This window comes from Rudaea cellulosilytica DSM 22992, assembly GCF_000378125.1.
In the GTDB taxonomy this organism is placed as follows: domain Bacteria; phylum Pseudomonadota; class Gammaproteobacteria; order Xanthomonadales; family Rhodanobacteraceae; genus Rudaea; species Rudaea cellulosilytica.
On record NZ_KB899241.1, the window covers coordinates 1,693,209 to 1,715,964 of the forward strand.

Here is a 22,756-nt window from a genome sequence, read left to right on the forward strand (position 1 = left end):
GCGTCGGCACGTCCCTGTGCCGATGTGGCAGCCTCTCGTCGGAGAATGCGTTATTCAGGTGCGATTGTGCGGTTTTGCCGCGTGCGCAGCAAATATTCGCCGTTTCGTTCCTGTTCGGTTTCGCTTCGCGAAATGCACGCTCTGATAACAAAAATTTGGTAATAATGCAGGGAAAGGAACCTCTGATTGACCGTAGCGAGCGAAGAGAATTTGCGCGTCGTCGGAGCGGAGGAACGGGAGTGTACGTAGAAGTACATGAGGATTCCGAGCACCGCCGGCCCGCAATTATCGAGCGCAGCAGGTCAATCAAAGGTTCCAAAGGGGAGAACTGAATGAATGTCGAATTGAGTCCAGTCGCCACCGAATCGCTCGCGCCGCTGCCGCCGCCCGATGCGAAGCGGCTGCGCGGCGCGGAGCTGTGCCAGATCCTGCATTGGCTTGCCAGTGGGCGCATCAGCGCGCAGGCGCTCACGCAGACCTACCTCGACGCAATCGCAGCGCAGAATGCCAAATTGAATGCCTACGTCGCGCTCAATTCGCGCGCGCTCGACGAAGCGCGCGCCGGCGACGTGCGCCGCGCGAGCGGCAAGATCGGTCGCCTCGACGGCGTGCCGGTCGCGATCAAGGACAACTTCGACGTGGCTGGTTTGCCGACCGGTTGCGGCCTGCCGGGCGCGCATGCGCCGGCGACGGCAGACGCCCATGCGGTGGCGCGCCTGCGCGGTGCGGGTGCGGTGATCCTCGGCAAGACCCAGGTGCCCGAGGCTGCTCTCGCCGCGACCAGCAACAATCCGCACACCGGCGCCGCGCACAACCCGTTCCGCCACGGCTATCAGGCCGGCGGTTCCTCCGGCGGATGCGCGGCGGCCGTAGCTGCGGGACTTGCCGCGGTCGCGATCGGTTCGGACAGCCTCGGTTCGATCCGCATCCCGGCGAGCTATTGCGGCCTGTACGCGCTCAAGCCGACGAGCGGGGAAATATCCGTGCGCGGCATGGTTCCGGCCGCGCGTCGTCTCGATTCGGTTGGTTTGATGGCGCGCAGCGTGCACGACCTCGGCGTGCTGCTGCACGTGCTCGGCGGCCATGACCCGGGCGATCCGCGCTCGCGCCGTCGGCGCGTGGAACTTGCGCTGCCCGACTGGGAGCCTGGCAAGCTGCGCGTCGGCCTGCTCGGCGATCTCGGTGCGTTCGGCATCGAGCCGGGCGTCAAGTATGCGTTCGAGCGTGCGCTGATGGCGCTGACCCACGAGCTCGAAAATCGCCGTGACGTCGGCTTTGGCGATTTCCCGCTGGCGCGCGCACGTCGCGCGGCGTTCTTCATGATCGAGGCCGAAATGCTGGTGACGCATGCGCGGGCGTTCGCCGACACCGCGCATCCGGTATCGCCTGAGATGCGCAAGTGGCTCGACTACGCGCGCGGAAAATCCGCCGCCGATTACGTCGCCGCCGATCGCCTGCTCGATGACGCCGTCGTCGCCATGCGCAAGATGTTCGCCGAGGTCGACGTGCTGGTCACGCCGACCACGCCGCAGACCGCGTTCCCGCTCGAGGCGCCGTTGCCCGACAATTCCGGCGACTTCACCTGCATCGCGAACCTCGCCGGCTTGCCCGCGGTCACGATCCCGATGGGCATGACGCTCGACGGCCTGCCCGCCGGCATGCAGTTCATCGGCCCGCCCGGTTCCGATCTGCGTCTGCTCGAACTCGCCGAGGTTTGTGCGGCCGCGCTTGACGCGGCTCCGGCTTACCCAGTTGGCGGATGAGTCCATCGGGCAAAGTTTTCGATTGCTCGCACGCAGCGTCAGCCCATATCCGATGACGATGCCGCAAAGCGAGCCGCGTGCTTTGCGCCTGGTGCCGCTGGCCATAGGGCTTGCACTGTTGATTGCGGCCGCACGCGTCGCCGCCACACTCTACGCGATGCCTGAAGCCCCGTACTACGACCAATGGGCGGGCATGGATGGCATAGCTGTGCCGCGCGCAATGCAGGTTTTCGATCCTGGCTATCTGCTTCAGCCGCACAACGAGCATCTGTTGACCTGGACGAAGCTGCTCGATTGGTTGCAACTGGTCGCCGCCGACAATCAGTACGACTCACGTCCGGTCGGCGTGCTGCTGGCCGTGTTGTCTGCCATCGTCGCGGGCGTACTGCTTGCGAGTGGAGCCGGCCAATTGAACAAAGGGCGTAATGCATGGCTCTGTGCCGGTGTGGCGCTTGCCGCGATTCCCTATAGTTGGGAAAGTCTGAGCGCGACCTGGAACAACGCGTTCACCTTTCTCATCGCCGGCAGTGTAGCCACGCTATGGCTCGCCGCGTGCGGTAGCCGCAGGCAGGCAGTGTGGACAACGGTTGCGGCGATGCTGTCCGCATTGGCGATGGGCACCGGTTGCCTCGCGCCGTTGCTCGGCATCGGTATCGTCGGGTATCGCGCGGTGCGCAGGGATCTGCCGACCGCGGATGCCTTCGCGCTCGCGGTGCCGCAGGCCGCCGCCGTCATGGTGGCGTTGCTGCTACTCGTCGGCAAAACCCGTTCCGACTATGCACGACTGTTCGATGTTGCGCTTATTGCCGTCCAAGTCACGTTGTTGACTGCGGCTTTCGCTCCCACCGCCTCGATGTTGGTGCAGATAGTTGGCGGAAAGAGCGACGACAGGGCGCAACGGCGCGTCGATCTGTTCGTCGTCGCACTCGCCACATGGGGCTATCTGCACGTGTTGTCGATGATCGTATTGCGCAGCGAATTCCGCCTCTGGCTGCCGATCAGCCGCTACATGGACGTCATCGCGGTCGCGATCATGGCGAACCTCGCTTGCCTGCTGCGCCTCGACGGCACCGGCCCTAGCCGGTTGTTGTCGCGATTCGCCGTTCCCGCGGTCGCGCTGTTCGCAGTGGCGATCGTGCTTGCCGCTCCACTTCCGCTGCATTATCTCCAATGGCGTGCGGAACGGATGGCGCGCGGCGAAGCGCTGCTGGTTGCCACGGTGAGGGAGAACGACACTACGGCAATCGCGCGCGCCGATGCATCGATATTGCCGTTCCCCGACCGCGTCTATCTCGAACGGCATCTCGCGGACGAGAACGTTCGTAGCATTCTCGGCGACCGCACAGGCAATCGAGTCCAACCTGCGTCGTTCGTGCGCGGCAGCCGCACCATCGAGCGAATGCTTGCCGACCACAGCCTCGTGCTGTCTCTAGTCACTTTGGTGATTGCATCGATGCTGCTCGTGTTTGCGTGCAGGCGACGCGAGGAAGTCGGCACGTGAATTGGCGGCTGTACGAACTGCCCGGCGCCGACGTGCGCCTGACGCGATTTTGCGATGCAACGGAAGCCGCGCGCTGGTTCACGCGACTGCACGAAGAAATTCCCTGGGAACGCCATCGCCTGCGCATCTTCGGTCGCGAAATCGACTCGCCGAGGTTGTCTTGCTGGATCGGCGATGCCGAGGCGGTCTACACCTATTCGGGCACGCGTTTCGTGCCGCACGCCTGGACGCCGGCGTTGGCCGAACTGCGCGACGCGCTGCTTGTCCATGCTGGAGAACGCTGCAACAGCGTGCTCGCCAACCTTTACCGCGACGGTCGCGATTCGATGGGCTGGCATAGCGATGCCGAGCCCGAACTCGGTGTCGAGCCGGTGATCCTGTCTTTGAGTTTCGGCGGCGTGCGCCGCTTCCGCCTGCGCCATCGCCGTGACCCCCGCCTGCGCCTCGAGCTCGACTTGCCCGCGGGCAGCCTGTTGCGCATGGCCGGGAGCACGCAGCAGTTCTATCGCCACGATTTGCCGAAAACCGCGCGCCCGGTCGCCGCGCGGATCAATCTGACGTTCCGCACCATTCACGACATGCTTGGCGACCGCGCGGCTCACGCCTGAGGATCGCCGAACCAGGCGATGGATTCTTCAAAACGCTGCCGCTAAAGTGCCGGGCACCGCTTTCGATGGCGAATCCCGGCTTCATCGTTGCCGGCTCTTCGCAATCCGAAGCACGCCCATTCTTGCCAAAGGTCGACGCCATGATGCAGAGACAATCCTTTCTCGCTTCCCAGCAGAGCCTGTTGCTCCTGCTTGCACGCGTGCTGTTGGTGGCCCTGTTCCTCAAGTCCGGCCTGCCCAAGCTGCTCAATTTCTCCGGCACGATGGCCTACATGGGATCGGTCGGTGCGCCCCTGCCGGCCGTGGCGGCGGCGATTGCGGTATTCATGGAAGTGCCGGTCGCGATCGCGTTGCTCGTCGGTTTCCGTACGCGACCGCTCGCGCTGCTGCTGGCGATCTACACGATCGGCACCGGCCTGATCGGGCATGCATTTTGGACGATGACCGGCGCGGAGCAGGCGAACAACATGATCCATTTCTACAAGAACATCGCAATCGCCGGCGGCTTCCTTGCGCTGTGCGCAGCGGGCGCAGGACGCTTCTCGCTCGATCGCGACTGACCGTTGCGCAACCCCGTCGGGCACCGCATGGCGCAGCGGTGCCGGCGGTACGCGCTGCCGCGGCGGCGATCGCGGCTACAATGCGCGCCGTATGTCATCCGCCCCGATCTTGAACGAACCTGCCGGCGCGGCGCAGCACGCGATCGTGACGAGCGCGCGCGCGCCGCTGCACGCGCGCATCGCCTTCGTCGTCGAGACCGCGCGGCGCCTGCATCAGTACGGCACCGCGGCACCGCGCCTGGAAAGCGCGGTGGACAAGCTCGCCGAGCGACTGGGCCTGTGCGCGCAAGTCTGGTCGAGCCCGACCGCGATCATCATTTCGTTCACCGACCTCGGCGACAGCAGTCGCGTCGCCGAGACGACTCAGGTCATCCGCCTCTCGCCAGGCGACATCGACCTGCGTCACCTCGTCGAAGTCAACGAGATTGCCGACAAGGTCATCGCGGGCGAACTCGACATCGGCGAGGGCTCGCACCTGCTGCAGACGTTGAGCGACCGCATCGGCCGCCGCACCCGTGCGCGCGAAGTTCTATGCTTCGGCCTCGTCTCGGCGACGCTGGCCGTGCTGATGCGCGGTGCCTGGGCCGACGTCGCTGCGGCCGGCTGCATCGGCCTCATCGTCGGCACGCTTGCCGACATCGCGGCGCGCAGCCAGCGGATGCGCCTCGCGCTCGAAGCGCTGAGTGCGCTCATAGCCACCGTGCTCGCCACCCAGATCAGCCTCTACATCACGCCGTTGACGCTCAAGGTCACGGTGCTCGCCAGCCTGATCGTGCTGTTCCCCGGCATGATGCTGACCACTGCGGTGCGCGAATTGTCCACACGCCATCTCGTGTCGGGTGTCGCGCGCTTCGCCGACGCGGTGCAGACGCTGATCAAGCTCGCCTTCGGCACGCTGGTCGCGAACGAGTTGTGCAAGCTGCTCGGCCTCGTTCCTCCGGTCGCGACCCCGGCGCCGGTGCCGGATTGGAGCGTCTGGGCCGCATTGCCCTTCGGCAGTTACGGGTTTGCCGTGCTGTTCCGCGCGGCGTGGCGGGACTTTCCGCTGGTCATGGGTGCGGCCGCGTTCGGCTACGCGATCACGTATTTCGGCAGCCGCCAGTTCGGCGCGGAATTCGGCGTGTTTCTCGCCGGCGCGACGATGGGTGCGCTTAGCAATCTCTACGCGCGCGCCACCAATCGGCCCGGCGCGCTCGTGCGCGAGCCGGGCATCATCCTGCTCGTGCCGGGCAGCCTCGGCTTCCTGACCGTGTCGGCGATCGTCGGCCGCGACGTGTTCCTCGGCATCCACACGGCGGCGTCGCTGTTCGCGATTCTTGTCTCGCTTGTTGCAGGCCTGCTGTTCGGCGATCTGATCGCTGCGCCCCGCCGCGCCCTTTAAGCGAAAAAGCCGGCTCACGGCCGGCTTTTTCTGTTGCCATCGCAGCGAAATCAGACCAGCAGGTCTTTTTCCTTCTTGCCCGCGGCGAGCGCGGCGTTGAACCAGCGCGGTCGTTTGCCGCGGCCTGACCAGGTTTGCGCGTGATCAGCCGGATTGCGGTACTTCGCCTTGGCCGCGCTGCGCGCCTTACGACCCGCGCCGCGGCCATCGAACAGTTCTTCGAGAGTGACGCCTTCGGCCTTGAGGAGGGCGAGAACCTTCTCGCGCACCCTGATAATTTTTTCCTTCGCCAATTCGTGCTTGCGCGATTCGGCGCGGTGGATCAATTCGTTCAGCTGATGCTGATTCAAGCCCTTGAGATTGATTGCCATTCATATTCCCCTTGCAGACAGCGGCGGCGGCCCCGTGAGAACGGTCTCATGAAAGTCGACAACGTTCAACCGTGAATCCGGGATTTAAATTCCTTCTTGAAGTCGCGAATGTCACGACTCGTCGGCTGCGATTCCAGCGCTTCGTGGCCGAAGAGGCCGGGCTTCATCCGCGCACGAGCGCGATCACTTCTTCGCGTGTGAGCTGGCGGCTTTCGCTGTCGCGGCGGCCACGATATTCGAACGTCCCCGCGGTGAGACCGCGCTCGGACACGACGATGCGATGTGGGATGCCGATCAGCTCGATGTCGGCGAACATCGCGCCGGGGCGCAGGCCGCGGTCGTCGAGCACGGTATCGATGCCGGCCGCATTCAGCTCGTCGTAGAGCGCGGTCGCGGCCTCGTTGACCTTGGCGTCGTTCTTCGGATTGATCATACAGACGGCGACGCGCCACGGTGCCATCGGCTCGGGCCAGATGATGCCGGCCTCGTCGTGGTTCTGCTCGATCGCCGCGGCGACGATGCGCGACACGCCGATGCCGTAGCAACCCATCTGCATCGGCCGGTTCTTGCCGTCGGCGTCGAGCACGTTCGCGTTCATCGCCTCGGAATATTTCGTACCGAGCGCGAACACGTGGCCGACTTCGATGCCCCGCGCGATCTTCAGCGTACCTTTTCCATCGGGCGATGCATCGCCTTCGACGACCTTGCGGATATCGGCGACGATGTCTGGCTCGGCCAAGTCGCGGCCCCAGTTGACGCCGGCGACGTGGAAATCGACCTTGTTCGCGCCGACGACGAAATCGGCCATCGCCGCGACTTCGCGATCGGCGACGACGTGGACCTTGCTGCGATCGGCCCCGACCGGACCGAGATAACCGGGCTTGGCGCCGAGCGCGTCGAGGATTTCCTGCTCGTTGGCGAGGCGGTATTCGGCGAGCCCGGCGATCTTCTGCAGCTTGACCTCATTGACCTCGTGGTCGCCGCGTACCAGCGCCAACACAAAACCTTGCTCGCCGATCACGCAAACCGATTTCACCGTGCGCTTGATGTCGATACCGAGCAGCGCGGCGACGTCCGCGCAGGTCGACTTGCCCGGCGTTGGCACTTCGTGCATTGCCTCGCCTGCGCTCGCGCGCGGCGCGGGGGCCAGCGAGGAGGCGAGTTCGACATTGGCCGCGTACTCGGACGTGTCGGAAAACACGAGCGCGTCCTCGCCCGAATCGGCAAGCACCTGGAACTCGTGGCTGCGGCTACCGCCGATCGCGCCCGTGTCGGCGGCGACCGCGCGGAAGGCGAGGCCGAGGCGGGTGAAGATGCGCGCGTAGGTCGCGTACATATTGTCGTACTCGCGGCCGAGGCCTTCCTCGTCGAGGTGGAACGAGTAGGCGTCCTTCATCAGGAACTCGCGCGCGCGCATCACGCCGAAGCGCGGGCGGATCTCGTCGCGGAACTTGGTATTGATCTGGTAGAAATTGACCGGCAGCTGCTTGTAGCTCTTCAGCTCGCCGCGGGCGAAGTCGGTGACGACTTCCTCGGCGGTCGGCGCATAGCAGTACTCGGCTTCCTTGCGGTCCTTGATCTTGAGCAGTTGCGGGCCGAACTTCTGCCAGCGGCCGGTTTCATCCCAAAGCTCGCGCGGCTGCACGGTCGGCATGATGACTTCGAGTGCGCCGGCGCGATTCATTTCCTCGCGCACGATGTTCTCGACCTTCTTCAGTACCTTGAGGCCCAGCGGTGACCAGGTGTAGAGGCCGGCGGCGTGCTTGCGCAGCATGCCCGCGCGCAGCATCAGCCGGTGGCTGGCAATCTCCGCATCAGAGGGCACTTCCTTGACGGTGGCGAGATGGAATTGGGACAGGCGCATGGGATTCGCGGAGCTCGACAGGGCCCGCGATTGTAGCTGCACTGCACAAAGCGGCCAAACCGTAGCGAATTGTCCTAGGTGGCGGTTGAACCTTGAGGACATGCGCTGCGAAGAATGATCATCCGTGCCGATGATCAGGAATCAGACGTTGTCTAGATGGCCGTTACCATTGCGTTCGCGGTGGTTTCAGTATGGACTTGTGCTTCCTGCGCCCCTTCTTATCCATCAGGCACGAACTTGTGCCAAGACGACGATTGGGCGAGTGCATAGCGGAACTGAGTCTCAAAACTCTTTGCCTCAGGAAGTAGCCGAAAGCAACCAGATTTTGGATACAATAACGACCGTTTAAGCAAGGGGAACGGTCATGAATAGCAAGCGCTTCGTCCGTAGTCTGTTATTGCTTTTGCTCCAGTTCGTATTTGCCAGCGCACTCCACGCGCAAGCCACACGTACCTGGGTTTCCGGGGTCGGCGACGACGCCAACCCGTGCAGCCGTACCGCGCCTTGCAAGACGTGGGCTGGCGCAATTTCGAAAACAGCGCCTGGGGGCGAAATTGATGCCCTCGATCCGGGTGGCTTCGGCGCGCTGACGATCACCAAATCGATCTCTATCGTCGGCAAGGGTGGAACGTCTTCGACACTCGTCGCGGGAACAAACGGCTTCGTCGTCGCCGCGCAATCGGGCGATGTGGTCATGATCCGAGATGTGGAATTCGATGGCCTTCTCGGCAACGGAAACGCCAACGCAGGGTTGAACGGAATCCGGTTCATCAGCGGGGGTGCGCTTTATATCGACAATTGCCGGATATTCGGCTTTTCCCAGCAAGGCATCGACATCAACCCGAGCAATAACGCAAGTGTGAACATTTCGCGCACGGCGATCAGCAATATCGGTCCGCAAATTGTTGGCTCCGGGGCGATCTGGATTCATCCCACCAACGGCGCCACGGCAAATGTGACCATCACCGATACTGTCATGGAGTACAGCGGACGCGGACTTCGCGCCGAAGACAATTCCCGCGTTGTAGTGCACAACAGCGTCGCGAGCAACAACGTCAACCGTGGCTTTATCGCATTTTCCAATTCCGCCGCAGTGACGCTTTCCATCGAAGGAGGAAGTGTCTCGTCAAATGCAACCGGCGGCATTTATTCGCACGGGAGCCAATCGACAGTGCGCTTGTCCAACGTGCAAGTCACAAACAATCAGGTAGGGCTGTTCGCCGATGGCAGCGGGAATATCGTTTCCTTCGGCAACAATCGCGTGAGCGGCAATACGTCTGGCGATGGAGCCCCGACCGGCTCGGTCAATCAGATCTAGACGCAGTGGCTGCGCCAAAGCACAACAATCACTGGGAATTTCGACAGTAGATCGCGACGTTTTGCTGTACCGCAACTGTCCGCTCGGCACGCGCTGTCGCGTCGAGCGGCTTGCCGCTGGCCGCATCTGCGAGCTCGGATTTGCCTTGCAGTAGTTCCAACGTCGAGCGTGCCTTGTCGCAGTTCTGCTTGCGGTTCTCCTGCGCGTCGATGGCCTCCCGGGCCGGCAGGTTCGGATCGACCGGAGCTGAACCGGTCGGTGGCACTTGCGTAGCGGGTTCGGTGTTTTCCGCGCCCGCGACGCGCATGCGCCTCGCGTTGGTCTGACCTCGCGGTGGGGTGTCGGAATAGTGGATAACGCCGTTTGCATCCGTCCAGCGATATAGCTCGGTGGCTTCGGCTTGCGCGAACAGCGTGGCGAGCGCGAGCGGAAGCCATCTGATGCAACGTGATGGAACGGCGTTGGCACGGGGCATGAAAGGGCTCCGGAACAGCTGATTCGCTTTAGATTATAAGGCCTGTTGACCTTACCTCGCGAGAGCTTGCGGTACACTTCGTTCATCGCCTAGAACCGGCAGGATCAGCGTGGATTCCGTTTCCGACCCCAAGCCTAAACCGCATCGCGGGATCTACTTGCTGCCTAACCTGTTCACCACGGGTGCGCTGTTCTCGGGCTTCTATGCCGTGCTTGCTGCGTTCGCCGGCAATTATGTCGATGCCGCGATCGCGGTGTTCGTCGCCGGCATCCTCGATTCGCTCGACGGTCGCGTCGCGCGCCTGACCAACACGCAAAGCGAATTCGGCGTGCAGTACGACTCGCTGTCGGACATGTGCAGCTTCGGCATCGCGCCCGCGGTCGTCATGTACTGCTGGTCGCTGTCGACGCTGAAGACGTACGGCCCGTTCTGGGGCAAGCTCGGTTTCGGCGCGGCCTTCGTTTACGCCGCCTGTGCGGCGCTACGTCTGGCCCGCTTCAACACCCAGGTCGGCGTGGCCGACAAGCGCTATTTCCAGGGACTGGCGAGTCCGGCTGCCGCGGGCCTGCTGATGTCGTCGCTGTGGGCGGCGAACGAATACGGCATCAACGGCACGATGGCGCAGTTCGTCGCGCCGTTCCTCACCGTATTGGCGGGCGGCCTCATGGTCAGCCGCGTGCGCTACTGGAGCTTCAAATCGGGGCCGAAATCGGACAAGGTGCCGTTCGCGATCATCCCGATCGCAGTGCTCGTCCTCGTCGCGCTCTATGTCGACACCGCGCTCGTGCTGTTCGTGATCGCCGGGCTGTACGTGCTTTCCGGCCCGCTGCTGACCTTGTGGGGCATGCGCGAAGCGCGCGGCCGCCGCGATGTGCGCAGCGACGATGCCAAGCCCGGCGCGGAGCCGCCGCCGTGAGAACCTGTCCTCCAAGCTACTGCGCTCGGCATTTCGCTTGGGTACGGTGCTCTGACTGCGCAGGCAGGATGCCGAAGCGAACATTCGCGCAGCGAATGGCCCGAAGGGCGAACCGCGGACGCGGTGAGTCATCCTCATGTACTCGACTGTACACTCCGGTTCCTGCGCTCCGTGCGCACGCCCGATTCTGGATCGGATCGGGCCTTCGCTCGCTACGCTTGGAGAACAGGTTCTGAACGCAATGCGCCCCGTTGCCGCCGACTCGCGCGATTCCGCGCGCGCAAGCGGACGGCGCGCTCTCAGCTTTCTCGCCGACCTGTCGCAGTCGCTCGCCGTCTCGCTCGATCTGAAGACGACGCTGGGTCCCGCGCTGACGCGCACGATGGATTTCATGCACGCCGAAGGCGCTTCGCTGTTCCTGCTCGATCCGGCGACGAAGCTGCTCGAATGCAAAGTCTGCGCGGGCCCGGTCGACATCGTCGGCCTCAAGCTTGAGGTCGGCCAGGGCGTGGTCGGGCGCGCCGTCGCCGAGAACGCGCCGCAACGCAGCGACGATGCGCGCCGCGACGCGCGCGTCAACACCCGCGTCGACGCCGAAACCGGCTTCGTCACGCGTGCAATCCTGTGCGTGCCGCTCGCCACCGCGCAGGGTCCGATCGGCGCGCTCGAGATCATCAACCGCCGCGACGGCGGCGCATTCGACGCCGACGATGCGGAAATCCTGCGCCTCGTTGCTGCACCGATGGCGCTCGCGATCAACAATGCGCGCCTCGCGCTCGAAGTTGCCGAGCAGCAGCGCATTCGCCGCGAGATGGGACTGGCGCGCTCGATCCAGAAGTCGCTGCTGCCGAAACGCCGACGCGGGAAATTCCCGCTGATCGGCGTCAACCTGCCCGCGCACGAGATCTCGGGCGACTTTTACGATTATTTCGATCTGGCCGATGGCCGCCTCGCATTTTTCGTCGGCGACATTTCCGGCAAGGGCCTCGACGCGGCATTCCTGATGGTACGCGTCGCCAGCCTGCTGCGCTGGAACGGCAAGGCCGCACCCGCGCCGGCGGCGTGGCTGCGCGAAGTCAACACGGAGTTGTGCGAAACGCTGCAGAACGGTCGCTTCGTCTGCGCCGTCGTCGGCATATATGACCGGCGCACGCACCAGGTCGTCATCGCCAACGCCGGCTTCCCGCCGGGTCTGCTCGACCACGGCGGCCGCTTCGAGGAACTGCCCGCCGACGGGCCTCCGCTCGGCATCATCAAGGAGGCCGAGTACGGCGAGCGCACGCTCGACCTCGGCGGCGCGGCGCTGTATCTGTTCTCCGACGGCGCCACCGACGTGCGCGAAGGCGCACGCGCGCGCCTCGGCGCCGACGGCCTGTGCGAGCTGATCCGCCGCTACGCAGCGCTCGCGCCCGAGCCGCGCCTGCGCGCGCTGATTAGCGAACTGAAGCGGCGTCGCCTCGTCGACGACACCACGTTGTTGCTGCTACAGGAACCACGCGGCAGTGAGGTGCGCGAACTGCTTGCGCTGCGCTTCCCGGCCGATCCGCGCGAGATGCGTCGCGTGCGCGCCGAATTGCGCACCGCGCTTGATGCCGAGGACGTGGCACCCGAGTTGCGCGACCGCCTCGTCCTCGTCGTCGACGAGGCATGCACGAACGTCATGCGCCACGCCTACTGCGGCGGCGAAACCGGAACGATCGCACTGCGCGTCACGCGTGAGCGCGATATGCTCGGCTTCGAACTGCGCGACGAGGCGCCTTGCGTCGATCCGGCGCGGATCAAGCCGCGCGACCTGTCCGAGTGCCGCGCCGGCGGCCTCGGCGTCGCTTTCATCGACGCGACGATGGATTTCTGGCATATCGAAGGCCTGCCGGGCGGCCGTGGCAACCGCTTGGTCATGCGCAAGCGGATCGCAGCGCAGGTACAAAACGATCGGGAGAGCGATTGAGTGAACGGCAACGAATGCATCAGCGAAACCCTGGGCGACTACGTGCTCGTGCGATTGAGCGGCGAGGTCGACCTGTCCTGGTCGCAGCAGGTGCGGCGCGCCATCCTCGACGCGCTCGGCGATACCGGCAAGGTCGGCGTCGAGCTATCCCAGGTCAGCTACATCGATTCGTCCGGCATCGCCGCGCTGGTCGAAGGCTTCCAGAACGCGCGCAGCCGCAACCAGAAATTCGGCCTTGTCGGCGTGAGCGGCGCGGTCATGGCCGTGCTCCAGCTCGCGCGCCTCGACCGCGTGTTCCCGATCTTCGCCGACCTCGACGCGGCACGGTCGGCCTGAGCATGGATGCGATCACGCGCCCGCTCGAATCGCTTGGCCGCGCGACGCTGAAATCGCTCGCCGGTACCGGCCATGCGGCGATGCTGCTGGTCGAAAGCATCGGCTTCGCGCTGACCGGCTGGCGCCGCGGTCAGCCGGTGCGCGTGCCTTCGGTGTTCGAGCAGATGCGCCAGATCGGCGTCGACGCGCTGCCGATCACCGCGCTGCTCGCGCTGGTCATCGGCATCATGCTCGGTATCCAGTTCGTTGCCGCGTTGAGCGAGTTCGGCGCGCAGTCGCAGGTCGTCATCGCCGTGGCCAAGTCGGTGACGCGCGAGTTCGGTGCGCTGATCACCGCGATCCTTGTTGCCGGCCGCTCGGGCTCGGCGCTGGCCGCGCGCATCGGCTCGATGAATGTCTCGCAGGAAGTCGACGCGCTCGCGGTGATCGGCATCGACCCGGTGCGCTATCTCGCCGCGCCGGCATTGTTCGCGATGCTGCTCATGCTGCCCGCGCTGACCATCTTTGCCGACGCGATCGCGATCTTCGGCGCCGCGGTCTATTCGGCGCCCGCGCTCAACGTCACACCGGGTGCATACATTTCGCAGACGCTCGCGCTGCTGACGCCGGGCGACATCGGCCAGGGTCTGGCCAAATCGGTGGTCTTCGCGATCCTGATCTCATTGATCGGCATCAGCACCGGGTTTTCCGTGAGCGGCGGTGCGGAGGGCGTCGGCCGCGCGACCACGCGCTCGGTCGTACTGTCGATCTGCTACATCATCGTCGCCGACATGATCTTTTCGTTCTTCCTGAATCGCTGAGCAGCAGGCAACGGAGCAATCGCGTGGTTTCGTCGCTGCCTCTGATCGAAGTGGAAAAACTCGAAGCCTGGTACGGGCGTCGGCGCATCCTCAAAAACGTCGACTTCAACGTGCATGCGGGCGAAATCCGCGTGATCATGGGTGGGTCGGGCTCGGGTAAAAGTACACTTTTGCGCCACTTGCTCGGCCTGCATCGGCCGCGCAGCGGCACGATCAAATTGCTCGGTGTCGATATCGGCCATGCGGACGAGGCGCAGATGCTCGGCGTGCGCCGGCAGATCGGCGTGTCGTTCCAGGGCGGTGCCTTGCTGACCTCACTCAGCGTCGGCGACAACGTCGCGCTGCCGTTGCGCGAGATGACGCGGCTCGACGAAAACACGATCCGCATCATGAGTCGACTCAAGCTCGAAGTGGTCAATCTCGGCGGCTTTCAGGAGCTGATGCCGGCGCAGCTTTCCGGCGGCATGATCAAGCGTGCCGCGCTTGCGCGAGCGATCGTGATGGATCCGAAACTGCTGTTCTTCGACGAGCCTTCGGCCGGTCTCGATCCGGTTGTCTCGGCCGAGCTCGACGAGTTGATCCTGCGCCTGCGCGATGCGCTGCGCATGACCATCGTCGTCGTCACCCACGAACTGGAAAGCGCATTCAAGATCGCCGATACGATCACCGTGCTCGACCAGGGCGAAATCCTGATGACCGACACGGTGGACAAGGTGCGTCACGCGAACAACGAGCGTATCCAGGACCTGCTCAACCGACGTCCGCGCGAGACCCCAGTCGATGCCGACGCCTATCTGCGCCGCCTTACCGAAGAGCACGCCGCGCCCGTTTAGGGTTGTTTTGTGACGCATTCGACGAAATGCACTTGGGTATTGTGTGATGCTTCACAGATTAACAACAACAGGGCGATAGGCCCGGGGAGAAGAGCCGCGTGCGCTTCGGTATCGTCGTAGATTCCGCCTGCGATCTGCCGGCGGAGTTTTTCGCCGAGCACGACGTCGGCATTCTTCCCATCAGCATCCGCATCGGCAACGAATCGCTCGTCGACGATCGCGATCCCGCCCTGACCGCGCGTTATCTCGCCGAGAATCTAGGCGCACGCGGTGCCGCCGCGGAAACCGAGCCGTATACGGTCGAGCAGATCCGCGACGTGTTCCTTGAACGCCTCGTGCTCGACTACGACTGCGTGTTCTGCCTGACGATCACCTCCACGCGCAGCCCGATCTTCGAGCACGCGCGCAAGGCCAGCTTCGCCATCCTCAACAGCTACCAGGCGGTGCGCAGGGCAGCCGGCGTCGACGGGCCGTTCCTGATGCGTGTGATCGACAGCCAGACGCTGTTCGCCGGCCAGGGCGTCGGCGTCTATGAGGCGACGCGCCTGATCGCCGCGAACTCAAGCATCGGCGCGATGCGCGAACGCCTCGAATTCATCGCTCAGAACAGCTATGGCTACATGCTGCCGCGCGACCTGTACTACCTCAGGGCGAGGGCGCAGAAGAAGGGCGACCGCAGCGTCGGTCTGTTCAGCGTGGCGCTCGGCAGTGCCCTCGACATCAAGCCCATCCTGCGTGGTTGGCGCGGTGAGACCGGCCCGGTCGGCAAGGTGCGCGGTTTCGACGCGGGCGCGAAGATACTGTTCGCCTACGCGCAGGAGCGCGTGCGCGCGGGCCTGCTCGTACCCGTGTTGTGCGTCAGTTATGGCGGCGATCTCGCCGAACTCGCCGCGCTGCCGGGCTATCCGGCACTCAAGGAAACCTGCGCCGAGCACGGCGTCGAAGTGCTCGAGAGCCCGATGAGCGTGACCGGCATGGTCAACGTCGGCGTCGGTGCGGTGACACTTGGGTTCGCAGCGCTGGAGCATGAAGCGAAGTTCTGAGGACCGGTTCTGAGCGCACTTCCGCGGCCGGCAGCCGTGTATCATTTCGGCACGCGGCGCCGGTGCCGCGACGGCTTCGGAGCGCGCGGGTGAAACGCGACAACATCAACTACGTGCTGGTCGGCGCCGTTGTCGCGGCAGCCGTCGCGCTGCTGCTCGTCGCGCTCGCCGCGATCACCGGACGCGGCGGCGCCAGTTCGGACTACGTCGCACGCTACCGCAACGTCACCGGCCTGCGCGACGGTGCGCCGGTGTTCTACGAAGGCTTCCGCATCGGCCAGGTGGCGGCGATCGACCCCGAACGCGCGCCGCACGAGGGCAAGATCGAGACGCGCTACAAGGTCACGTTCGCGGTACGCCGCGATTGGCCGATCCCGAAGGATTCGGTCGCGCGTCTGACCTCGACCGGCCTGCTCGCCGACGTCGCGATTGGCATCAGCGAGGGCGCGAGCGCAGACATGGCCAAGCCGGGCGGCGAACTGGCCGGGCTCGAGAACGCCGACCTGTTCTCGTCGATGAATGCACTGGCCGTGCAGCTCAGCGACCTCACGCGCAACCAGGTGTCGCCGCTGGTGAAGACGCTGACCACGCATGTCGATTCGATCGCCAGCAAACTTGACGAGAGCACGCCGGAAATCGTTGAGCAGTCGCGCCAGCTGCTGCAGCGGCTCAATTCGGCGTCGGCGTCGGTCGACGACCTGCTCAAGCCGCAGAACCGCGCGGCGATCGGCGCGATCCTCGGCAACGTGCAGACGTTGTCGCACGATCTGCGCGCGACCCAGGCCAAGCTCGACGGCGCGATCAGCCAGATCGACGAGGTGATCCGCGAGAACCGCCCCGGCGTGCGCGATTCGGTCGACGACCTGCGCGGCATCCTCGCCTCGCTGTCCGAGCGCATCGACTCGATCACCCAAAACCTTGCGGTCGCCGCGCGCAACTTCAACGAGTTCTCGCGCGAGGTGCGCATGAGCCCGAACCGCCTGTTGATCGCGCCGAAGCGCGACAAGATCGAGGAGGAGCCGAAATGACTCGCCTGCGATTCGCCACGGTGACCATGGCTGCGCTGCTGCTGGTCGCGTGCTCGCCGCCGACCGTACCGGACGTGACCTACTATCGCTTGCCGCCTGCGGCGCCGCCGCAGCGCCTGCAACAGCCGCTGTCGATACTGCCGATCGAGGTCGGTACGTTCCGTTCCGAAGGCGTCTACGCCGAGCAGTCCGTGCTCTACGCGGCCACGCCTGATGCGGGCGCGCTGCGTGCCTACCACTATCAGCTCTGGACCGATCCGCCTGCGCGCGGCCTGCAGGAGCGCCTGACCAACCGCCTGCGCGAAGCCGGTGTTTCGACGCTCGTCACCGACCGTCTGCCCGCGAGCGTGCAGGCGCTGCGCATCAAAGGCCGCATCCTGCATTACGAGCGCGTGCAGCAGGCGCAAGGTATCGTCGTACAGGTCGCGTTCGAGATGCGCGTCGAGCAGGATTCCGGCGAGCCGCTGCTCGAGCAGAACTACGAGGTCCAGGAGACCGCGGCGAACGAGTCGATGTCCGCGACCATGACTGCTTTCGGCGCCGCGGTCGACGCGGCATTCGCGAAGTTCCAGTCCGATCTCGTCGCGCTGGCGGGGGGCAAGTCGTGATCGACGCGACGCGCCTGCGCTTGCTCGAGGCGATGGGCGTCGACGTCTACGCGCTGCGCACTCGCGCGCCTTCGCCCGCGGCTGTCGGCACGCACGAGGCGAACATCGTGCCGGCGCGTAACTCATTGCGGTTGACCATCGTTTGTGCGCACGGCGTCCGTGCCGATGCGCGTCTGGCGCGATTGTTCAAGCATCTGCCGCAAGCATTCGGCATTTCCTCTGCGGCGATCGACTGGATCGAGGCCGATGCGAACGACGAACTGGTTGACTTTGCCGATGCGCAGGTCTATCTCGTTCTCGGCGCGGCGATGGCGCGCGCGCTCGGTGCACAATTGTCCACAATGCAACAAAATACAGCGACCATTGCGGTAACTGCCGATCCCGCCCGGCTTCCCGGCATCGCCGCAGACAAGCGCGCGCTGTGGCAGGCGCTGAAACCCCTAGCGCGTCGGTTGCGCGAAACGGCAGGTTAACCGATGGTCGCGATCCTCGCCGAACCGCGATCGCAGATGCGCGTCATGCGTATCGACGACGTCGAGGCCGTCGCCGCGATCGAGACCGTCGCCTACGAATTTCCGTGGACACCCGGCATCTTCCGTGACTGCCTGCGCGCTGGCTACGAATGCTGGGTGCTGGAGCAGAGCGGCGAGATCATCGGCTACGGCATCCTTTCGGTTGCCGCGGGCGAGGCGCATCTGCTCAACGCCTGCGTCGCTCCGGTGCAGCAGGGGCATGGCCACGGGCGGCATCTGGTCAAGCGCATGATCGAGCTTGCGCGCTGGCATCGCGTGCAGCGCATTTTCCTCGAGGTGCGCCCGTCGAACCGCGCCGCGGTCGCGCTGTATCCAACGCTCGGTTTCAACGAGATCGCGATGCGGCCGAACTACTATCCGGCGAAGAATGGGCGCGAGGATGCGATAGTGATGGCGATGGAGTTGTTGCCGCCGGAGGATTGACGGTTGCTCGTCATTCCCAATTTTGCTTTGCCCTCGTTTTTTATCTATGTTTTTTGACGCAAGAGCTTCCACTCGTCCTGCGGACGAGCGGGTGACTTTCTCTTGCTCGCCCAAGAGAAAGTCACCAAAGAGAATGCGCCCCAGAGCATTGCGCCCCTTGGGCATCCTGCCCAAGGGGTCCGCGTCAGCAGTCGGGTTCGGCTGACAGCACATCCGTGTGCTGGCAGCCGAATCGGCGCGATCCGTCGCGCCGCCCCCTGAGGGGCGTTTCCGACCGCTGCCGCCGCAATGCAATGGGGACCCGGAAGAGCCGAAGCAGCGCGCTCCTGCGCGCAGAAGCAAGGCAAGCGAAAAGCAAAGGCGTCGCGCGCCTTGTTTTTGATCTGGTTGGTGATCTTCGGGTCCCCGTTTGCCGCGGCGAGGGCAGGACGGAAATGTCCGTAGGATCGCGCGCACGACGCGCGCGAGTTCGTTGCTTGGACAGGGAAGTTCAATCAACGAACCCCGGCTTGTCCTCGCGCACTGCCGCAGGCAGCGCGGCATCCGGGGTGCATTTCTTTTGGTTACTTTTCTTTGTGCAAGCAAAGAAAAGTAACCCGCGCGCCGGACGCGCGCGGAAAGGCGAATGGACGCGGCCAATGAGGATTAAAAACAACAAAGACTGGGTTCAAGCTTGTGCTGGAATGGCAAGCGAGAAGCAAAAGCGCGCGAAGCGCGCAACGTCACTGGAGAGTGAAATCCACCCGCGTCGTCTTGCCCTGGTCGTCGATGCCCTTGGGCGTCAGTTGCGGCGCGAGCGTCCACAGCCGGCGGTCTTCGACTTTGCCATGGAGGAAGCCGACGACATGGCCGGCGCGGCGTTCGGCGAGATGCAGCATCGAGCCGTCGTCGATCGTCACGTTCGCTTCGAGCAGGCGGCGCATTTCCTCGGGCGGCTGCGACTTGGTCAGCCAGACCAGCGTCTTTTCCTTCGGGAACTTCGCGTGCTTGTACGCGGCTTCGAGATATTTGTCGGTGTCGGCGGGCGACAGCGGCGCGGAGGCGGCCTCGTCGCCGTGGTCGTGTGCGTATTCGCTGCGGATCAGTTCGTCGACGGTGACACGGCGCAATCCCTCGATGTCCAAAGCCGGATCGGTGCGGCCGATGATGCCGAGACTGAGGTGCGGCTTCTCGCCGAGGATCTTCGCGATCTGTGCGAGCTTGGCTTCGGCGGCCGCATCGAGCCGATCGGCGCCAGGCGCGAATTCGACGTAGCCGAGATCTTCGCCGGGACCGTCGCCGCCCTTGAATGCCGAGGCGAGCAGACGGAACGGCGCGGTCGCGGCCTTAGCGATCATGCCCGCGAACGCGCGCCAGACCATGCCACCGAGCGAGAACTGCGGATCGTCGAGCGAGCCGGATACCGGCACGTTGACGTCGATCACGCCGTTCGAATCCTTGAGCAGGGCGACGGCGAGCTTGACCGGCAGGTGGCTCACGCCGGGGTCCTTGTTCTCGTCGCCGAAGGTGAGCTGGTCGATGTAGAGATGGTTGTCGGCCTTGAGCTTGCCCTGGTCGAGCAGGTAGCTGACGTCGGCATTGAGGCGGCCCTTGATGATCGGATAGCCGGTGTATTTGACCGAATACGCGGACAGGTGGGTCAGTTCGACGCCGTCGGCCTTGCCTTTGATCTCGACGTAGGCAACCGGCGCAAGCGGGTCGATCTTGCCGTCGATATCGACCTGCGCGTTATCGTCGAGCAGGCCGCGCAGGGTGACCGGCGCGGGCGTGCCGCCCGCTGTGCCGAATGCGCCGATCTTGCCGGACAGCTGGGTGATGTCGGCGGTGTAGTTCGGCTTGACGAAATTGTCGGTGTAATTGAGATGGCCGCGCGACAGCGTGATCTGTCCGACCTGGATAGCCGCGGCAGGTTTCGCCGCTTCGGGCTTGGGCGCGGGGGTTGCGGCTTGCGCCGCGGGTGCCGGATTCGACGGACCTTCGACGCGCGTGACCGACACCGGCGTCGCCGCGTTCGCGCCGGCGATGTCGCTGAGATTGAGCTTGCCGTTCGCGTTCATGATGACGCGCGCGTAGAAATCGGACAACGCGATGTCGCCGAGCTTGAGCTGCATCGGCGCGGCGCCGTTCTGCACGTAGTCGATCGCGCCGATATTGAGTGAGCGGCAACTGGCGAAGTCGTCGCCGGTCAGCTTGTCGAGCACGCGCAGGCGGCCGAGCGTCACGCGGCCGCGGTACGCGGTCTTGGCCGGGCTGGTCGCGGCATAGCGCAGTTCGCCGTCGCTGGTCAGCAGCGCCGACGACACACGCACGTTGAGCGGCACTTCGGCATACGCGGTCAGACCGGCGACATCGAGTTCACGCGTCTTCAACTTGAGATCGACATCGAGCGGAGTGGGTTTGACGTTGCCGTTGACTTCGAAACCGCCCTGGCCGATCGCGCCGCTCAACGCGAGCTTGAGCGTTTGCTTCATGTCTTCGCTCAAGCCGGTGACGTCGCCCTTGATCGCTTCGACCGCGATCCGCGTCGGCTTCGCCGTGGTGCGGTCCTCGATCGTCGCCGCGGCGTCGTCGAAGGCGAGGCGCGCGACGCTCCATTTCCACGGTTGCACCGGTTTGGCGGACTTCGCCGCAGCGGCGGTTTTCGTCGCGGGCTCGTTGCCGATCAGGCTGGCGAGATCGATCCTGCCGTCGCGTTCGCGTCGCGCGTTGACGCGCAATCCGTGCATGACGACGTCGCCCTGGTGCGCTTCGCCGGCGCCGAGGTCGAACTTCACCAGCGCGGCGTCGAGCGCCTTCCACGCGATCGCCGGCTCCTTGGCGTCGCGCACGACGATCGCGACATCGCGCAGCGTCGATTTCGCCGGTTCGACATGCAGGTTGAACAGACCTTTCCAGTCGGCGACAAAACTGCCTTCGGTGTCGAGGACACCGCTGCGGATCGTCGCGCCACTGCCGGCGGGCAGCGCGAACGGTTGCAGCGGCGCGAGGCCGACGCTCGATGCGTTCAACGTGCCGGCGTAGCGGCTCGCGGCGAGGTCGAGCTTGCCACGCGTGGCGAGGTCGCCGCCGTTGTGCTTTGCCTTGACCTCGACGGCCGCGATCGTGCCCTTGGTCGTATCGATGCCGGTCACCGAACCGGCGAGGCTGTCGATGGTCACGGTCGCATCCGCCAGTGTCTCGTCGACATAGTCAAAGCGGCCGGCGACGAGGCCGAGATGCGCGATGGCGAATTCGCTGTCCGGGATCTTGTCGCCCGCCGGTTTCGGCTTCGCGTAGAGCGCGTCGAAATTGCTGCGCCCGCCCGTCCGGGCAACATAGCGCAGTTTGGCGTGATCGAGATTGACGTTGTCGAAACGGTAGCGCGAAATCAGCGGCTCGACGTCGGCGAATGAGGCGATCACGCGGCTCGCCTCGGCGATCGGCGTCTTCGTCTTGTCGGTCATCGCGAAATCGTCGAGCACGATCGCGCCGTCGAGACGCAGCTGTGCCGCTTTGTCCTGGACGAAATGCGCGCGCACGCTGCCGGAAACGAAGCCCTTCGGAATCGCCACCGGCAACTCGGCGGCCACGTAGGCGAGGTACTGCGGCAGGTCGAGGCGATCGAGGGTGAGGTCGATCGTCGATTCGAGACTGTCCTTGAATGGTTTGGTCTGGCCCTCGATGCGCAGCGGCCGGCCGTCGATGCGTGCCGCGAGCAGGGGTTGCACGAACACGTCGACGTCACTCGGCAGGTTGGCGAGAAACGGGATGCCGACCTCGATGTCCTCGACGCGGTGGCTCGCGTTCGTCGGCTTGTCGTCGAAGCGGATTTCGCCGTGGTGGATGCTGATGTTCGACAGCGAGAAGCGCGCGGGCTGCGCAGGCGTTCCACCTTGTTTTGCCGGCGGGCCGGAAAAATGCTCGATCAGATCGGAGAAATTGAAGCGCCCATCTGCCATGCGCGTTAGCGCGATGCGCGGATGCTCGACCTTGATCTCGTCGAGCACGGGCGCCCAGCGCAGCAGCGAGGTCCAGGCGCCGTTGAGCACGACGCGGTCGATGTCGACGAACGGCGCCTTGCCGTCGCCATCCGCGATATGCACCTGGTCCGCGCCGAGCTTGAGCGTGAACGGATTGAATTGCAGCGCAGCCACCGATACCGGCCGGCCGAGCAGCTTGCCCGCGTTCGCATCGACCCAGCGCTGCAGCAGCGCGGGCACGAGGAAGAAGCCGAGCAGCGCATAGATGATCAGCACGATTGCCGCGATCAAGGCGAGCTTGCGCGCGCGCTGCGAATGGCGCAGCGCGAGGACGCGATCGCGCACATCCAGCGCGCGGGTTTTCAACGAGGCTGTCGATGCGGTCATGGCCTTGAGCGTCCTTTCATCGAAACCGATGGACCGAATCTTCCCACAAGTCCCGTTGCGCGAGACACTGTTCACGTGCGGTCGTAGGGGCTCGATTCATC

General features: G+C 64.7%; 20 protein-coding genes. 16 read left to right on the forward strand and 4 right to left on the reverse strand.

Annotated elements, in window-relative coordinates:
* Positions 1–332 precede the first annotated feature (332 nt).
* The 5 genes from F455_RS0107515 (at position 333) to F455_RS0107535 (ending at position 5,813) form a co-directional block, all read left to right on the forward strand.
* Positions 333–1,763, forward strand: a complete 1,431-nt coding sequence (locus tag F455_RS0107515; RefSeq protein ID WP_018972669.1) for an amidase — start codon at positions 333–335, stop codon at positions 1,761–1,763.
* Between the two features lie 58 nt (positions 1,764–1,821).
* Positions 1,822–3,264 (forward strand): TgpA N-terminal domain-containing protein, encoded by a 1,443-nt coding sequence (locus F455_RS0107520; protein WP_169337304.1) that lies wholly within the window; start codon positions 1,822–1,824, stop codon positions 3,262–3,264.
* Positions 3,261–3,872: an alpha-ketoglutarate-dependent dioxygenase AlkB family protein gene (locus F455_RS0107525; protein WP_018972671.1), complete on the forward strand. Its 612-nt coding sequence runs from the start codon at positions 3,261–3,263 to the stop codon at positions 3,870–3,872. Before F455_RS0107520 ends, F455_RS0107525 begins: the two co-directional genes overlap by 4 nt.
* A 143-nt stretch (positions 3,873–4,015) precedes the next feature.
* Complete coding sequence (locus tag F455_RS0107530; RefSeq protein WP_211212289.1) at positions 4,016–4,432, forward strand: DoxX family protein; 417 nt, start codon at positions 4,016–4,018, stop codon at positions 4,430–4,432.
* 109 nt (positions 4,433–4,541) lie between these two features.
* On the forward strand, positions 4,542–5,813 hold the full coding sequence (locus F455_RS0107535) for a threonine/serine exporter family protein (protein WP_245539951.1): 1,272 nt from the start codon (positions 4,542–4,544) through the stop codon (positions 5,811–5,813).
* A gap of 50 nt (positions 5,814–5,863) precedes the next feature.
* Here the strand turns inward: F455_RS0107535 and F455_RS0107540 are convergent, their stop codons facing one another.
* Complete coding sequence (locus tag F455_RS0107540) at positions 5,864–6,184, reverse strand: H-NS histone family protein (RefSeq protein WP_018972674.1); 321 nt, start codon at positions 6,182–6,184, stop codon at positions 5,864–5,866.
* A gap of 163 nt (positions 6,185–6,347) precedes the next feature.
* Positions 6,348–8,048 (reverse strand): proline--tRNA ligase, encoded by a 1,701-nt coding sequence (locus F455_RS0107545; RefSeq protein ID WP_018972675.1) that lies wholly within the window; start codon positions 8,046–8,048, stop codon positions 6,348–6,350.
* 364 nt (positions 8,049–8,412) lie between these two features.
* On the opposite strand from F455_RS0107545, the gene F455_RS0107550 reads away from it, so the two are divergent.
* Positions 8,413–9,366 carry a right-handed parallel beta-helix repeat-containing protein gene (locus F455_RS0107550; RefSeq protein ID WP_018972676.1) on the forward strand — a complete coding sequence of 318 codons (954 nt, stop codon included), beginning with the start codon at positions 8,413–8,415 and terminating at the stop codon, positions 9,364–9,366.
* A gap of 28 nt (positions 9,367–9,394) precedes the next feature.
* Here F455_RS0107550 and F455_RS23540 read toward each other — a convergent pair whose 3' ends face one another.
* The gene (locus F455_RS23540; RefSeq protein ID WP_018972677.1) at positions 9,395–9,841 is read right to left on the reverse strand and encodes a DUF4124 domain-containing protein; all 447 of its coding nucleotides are present in this window, start codon (positions 9,839–9,841) and stop codon (positions 9,395–9,397) included.
* 109 nt (positions 9,842–9,950) lie between these two features.
* Here F455_RS23540 and pssA point away from each other — a divergent pair, with 109 nt between their 5' ends.
* The 10 genes from pssA (at position 9,951) to rimI (ending at position 18,309) form a co-directional block, all read left to right on the forward strand.
* Entirely contained in the window at positions 9,951–10,757 is an 807-nt protein-coding gene (gene pssA, locus F455_RS20070) for a CDP-diacylglycerol--serine O-phosphatidyltransferase (RefSeq protein ID WP_157578524.1), read from the forward strand.
* 241 nt (positions 10,758–10,998) lie between these two features.
* The gene (locus F455_RS20075; protein ID WP_018972679.1) at positions 10,999–12,705 is read left to right on the forward strand and encodes an ATP-binding SpoIIE family protein phosphatase; all 1,707 of its coding nucleotides are present in this window, start codon (positions 10,999–11,001) and stop codon (positions 12,703–12,705) included.
* Positions 12,706–13,041: an STAS domain-containing protein gene (locus F455_RS0107570; protein ID WP_018972680.1), complete on the forward strand. Its 336-nt coding sequence runs from the start codon at positions 12,706–12,708 to the stop codon at positions 13,039–13,041.
* Between the two features lie 2 nt (positions 13,042–13,043).
* Positions 13,044–13,841, forward strand: coding sequence for an MlaE family ABC transporter permease (locus F455_RS0107575; RefSeq protein WP_018972681.1), 798 nt, complete (start codon positions 13,044–13,046; stop codon positions 13,839–13,841).
* Positions 13,842–13,864: 23 nt separating this feature from the next.
* Positions 13,865–14,674, forward strand: coding sequence for an ABC transporter ATP-binding protein (locus F455_RS0107580; RefSeq protein ID WP_018972682.1), 810 nt, complete (start codon positions 13,865–13,867; stop codon positions 14,672–14,674).
* 98 nt (positions 14,675–14,772) lie between these two features.
* Positions 14,773–15,717, forward strand: a complete 945-nt coding sequence (locus F455_RS0107585) for a DegV family protein (protein WP_018972683.1) — start codon at positions 14,773–14,775, stop codon at positions 15,715–15,717.
* 89 nt (positions 15,718–15,806) lie between these two features.
* Positions 15,807–16,745: an MlaD family protein gene (locus tag F455_RS0107590; RefSeq protein WP_018972684.1), complete on the forward strand. Its 939-nt coding sequence runs from the start codon at positions 15,807–15,809 to the stop codon at positions 16,743–16,745.
* Positions 16,742–17,353, forward strand: coding sequence for an ABC-type transport auxiliary lipoprotein family protein (locus tag F455_RS0107595; RefSeq protein WP_083918824.1), 612 nt, complete (start codon positions 16,742–16,744; stop codon positions 17,351–17,353). The genes F455_RS0107590 and F455_RS0107595 overlap by 4 nt, the downstream gene beginning before the upstream one ends.
* Complete coding sequence (locus tag F455_RS0107600) at positions 17,350–17,826, forward strand: DNA polymerase III subunit psi (protein WP_018972686.1); 477 nt, start codon at positions 17,350–17,352, stop codon at positions 17,824–17,826. The genes F455_RS0107595 and F455_RS0107600 overlap by 4 nt, the downstream gene beginning before the upstream one ends.
* Before the next feature lie 3 nt (positions 17,827–17,829).
* On the forward strand, positions 17,830–18,309 hold the full coding sequence (rimI, locus tag F455_RS0107605; protein WP_018972687.1) for a ribosomal protein S18-alanine N-acetyltransferase: 480 nt from the start codon (positions 17,830–17,832) through the stop codon (positions 18,307–18,309).
* Positions 18,310–19,031: 722 nt separating this feature from the next.
* On the opposite strand, the gene F455_RS0107610 is transcribed toward rimI, so the two are convergent.
* A complete protein-coding gene (locus tag F455_RS0107610; RefSeq protein WP_018972688.1) occupies positions 19,032–22,655 on the reverse strand; it encodes a DUF748 domain-containing protein in 3,624 nt (1,207 codons plus the stop codon).
* Positions 22,656–22,756 lie beyond the last annotated feature (101 nt).